At 39.1% G+C, this 2,673-nt stretch carries 3 protein-coding genes; all 3 read left to right on the forward strand.

Annotation, left to right across the window (positions count from 1 at the left end):
- A partial coding sequence (locus tag AC1DG9_RS26995) for an ATP-binding protein (protein ID WP_477635684.1) occupies positions 1 to 1,422 on the forward strand: 1,422 nt, incomplete at its 5' end.
- A gap of 40 nt (positions 1,423 to 1,462) precedes the next feature.
- The gene (locus tag AC1DG9_RS27000; protein ID WP_477635686.1) at positions 1,463 to 2,020 is read left to right on the forward strand and encodes a helix-turn-helix domain-containing protein; all 558 of its coding nucleotides are present in this window, start codon (positions 1,463 to 1,465) and stop codon (positions 2,018 to 2,020) included.
- A 194-nt stretch (positions 2,021 to 2,214) separates the two neighbouring features.
- The coding region (locus AC1DG9_RS27005) for an RNA polymerase sigma factor (protein ID WP_477635685.1) at positions 2,215 to 2,673 on the forward strand (459 nt) is incomplete at its 3' end.

Below are 2,673 nucleotides of genomic sequence, written 5' to 3' on the forward strand. Positions count from 1 at the left end.
CTGTTGCTAACAGGACTCAACATTGATAATGTACCAGTTGAACAGCATCCTTCTTTTGTAAAAGAAAGTAAGAGTGGCAGGGTTCTGGAACTTAAGGTTCCTTATGATAAGGCAGTGTTTTCTTTTGAATTTACTGCGCTTGAATATTCTGCCTCCGATAAGATTTCGTACGCCTACTATATGGACGGATGGGACAGGGACTGGAATAAAGCAGGGAATTCGCGCACAGCTACTTATACCCATATGGATGAGGGTAGTTATGTTTTTAAAGTAAAAAGCACCAATATCGAGGGTGTTTGGAACAGTAAGCAAATCAATTTAAAGATTGTTGTATTGCCACCATGGTATCGTACCTGGTGGGCATACCTAATTTACTTCAGTGCAGTTGCGGCTTTAGTGTATCTGTATTTTCTCTATCAATCCAGACAAACTAAACTTACTTATGAAGTTAAAATAGCAAATCTCAGTGCAGAACGCAAAAAAGCCGAGTATGAAGCGGAAGTGGCAAAACATGAAAAAGAACGTCTTGAACATGAAAAAGAGCGTGTAATTAATGAGAATGAAAAAGAGTTGAATGAAAAAAGGCTGTCTTTCTTTACAAATATTTCCCATGAGTTCAGAACCCCATTAAGCCTGATCATCAATCCTGTTAAGGATTTGATGAAAAAGTCAGAAAACCGATCTTCTGAGGACATTAAGGAACTCGGTTTTATCCACAGAAATGCAAGAAKAATGCTGAGTCTGATTGATCAGCTCTTGCTTTTTAGAAAGGCCGAAGCGGGGTTTGACCATATTAGGGTTTCGAAATTAAACTTATATGATTTGTGTCAGGAGGTATATCTGTGCTTTACCCAGCAAGCAGCTTCAAGAGCGATTCAGTACGAGCTTATCTTCGAAAATAAAGCACTGGAAATTTTTGCTGATCGTGGGAAACTGGAAATTGTTTTGTTTAACCTGATATCGAATGCACTAAAATATACCCCTTCCGGTGGTGCCGTTTTGATCGAAGTAACAGAAACAACTGAAGATGTACTCATTAAAGTGGAAGATAACGGTTCTGGTGTTCCTGCCGATGCAGGCGATCAATTGTTCGAACGTTTTTACCAGGCCATACGAAAAGATAATTCCGCTAAACCGGGCTTCGGAATTGGTTTATTCCTGGCCAAACAATTTACAGACCTGCATAGTGGGCAATTAAGTTATACCAGTGAGCTGGGTAACGGCACCTCATTTTACCTTTCATTGTTAAAAGGACAATCGCATTTTCCGGAGGTTATCGCAGACCTGGATAATCAGGGTGAATCCGTCTTATTTAATGAAATGCTTGGCGAAGTGGATGCATTTTCAGATGAGTTTAATGCAGATGAAGAGGTAGAACTGATTAGTGATAAACAAAGTATCTTAATAGATAGAGTTTTGTGAAAAGATAAAGAATGACCCCGCATTATCATATATTCCCGTCATATTACTTACCGCAAGTGCTTCCGCAGACATAAAGCTAAAAAGTATGGAGGGTGGTGCTGATGACTATATCAGCAAACCATTTGAAAAAGAATACCTGGTGGCCCGTGTGGCAAATCTTTTGAAAAACAGGAATAACCTGCAGCGGTATTTTTATAATGAGATTACGCTTCAATCAAATAACCTGACCATATCCGAAGCTTATAAAGAATTCCTGGAAAAGTGTATCATCATTGTTGAACAGCATTTAAATGATGCCGACTTTGGAATTAAGGCCCTTGCAGAGGAGATCGGAATGAGCCATTCCAATTTGTACAAACGGGTAAAGTCAATTTCAGGACAATCCGTAAGTTCCTTTATTCGTTTCATCCGCTTGCGTACTGCAGCAAGGATCATGATCAATACAGATTGTAATGTAAACGAGGCGGCTTTTCAAACCGGGTTTAATGATGCTAAATATTTCAGCAAACAATTTTTTAAATTGTTTCATTCCAACCCATCTGAGTTCATAAAGAAACACCGCAAGTCTTTTAATAAGCGCTATAAATTCAAAGATTAGCAAAAAATAGCCCTCTTTTAGGTTAAAAAACGCCATTTGGCGAAAATACACTCCTTAATTACGAGTTTGTACCCTTCCTTTTTTTTATTCCAAACCATATTCGTAACTGCAATTTACGGCAAACCAGAGCTGAAAATCTTTCTGCTCAGGCTTGTTGCAAACCAAACATTGCAGTAACCAAATATGTAATTCTTATGAGCAAAGTCGACAATTTGATGGTGTTATGGGATCAGACCAGGAATGGTGAGCAAGGATCTTTTGCCTTACTTCACAAAGCACTTTATCCGGGTTTATTCAGATATGCATTTACCACGATTCAGGATGCTGATCTGGTCGATGACCTTCTGCAGGAACTCTTTATTAAGTTCTGGGAAAACAGAGTGAGGATAGGTGAAATCACTAATGTCCGAGCTTACTTTTACCGTTCCACCCGCTGTACCTTATTGGACCACATCCGGAAATCCCAATTGAAAGCATCAAAGCTTGAGGCAATGCCTTTTGCAGAATTTGAATATTCAAATGAAGATGCCATTATTTCCAGGGAGCAGGATGTGGAGTTAAAAGAGGTAATGATGGGGGCCATTAATAATTTACCACTGAAACAACGCGAGGTCATTCATATGCGTTTTTACCAGGACCTTAATTATAACCAG

This window comes from Pedobacter sp. 05L430, from assembly GCF_056397585.1.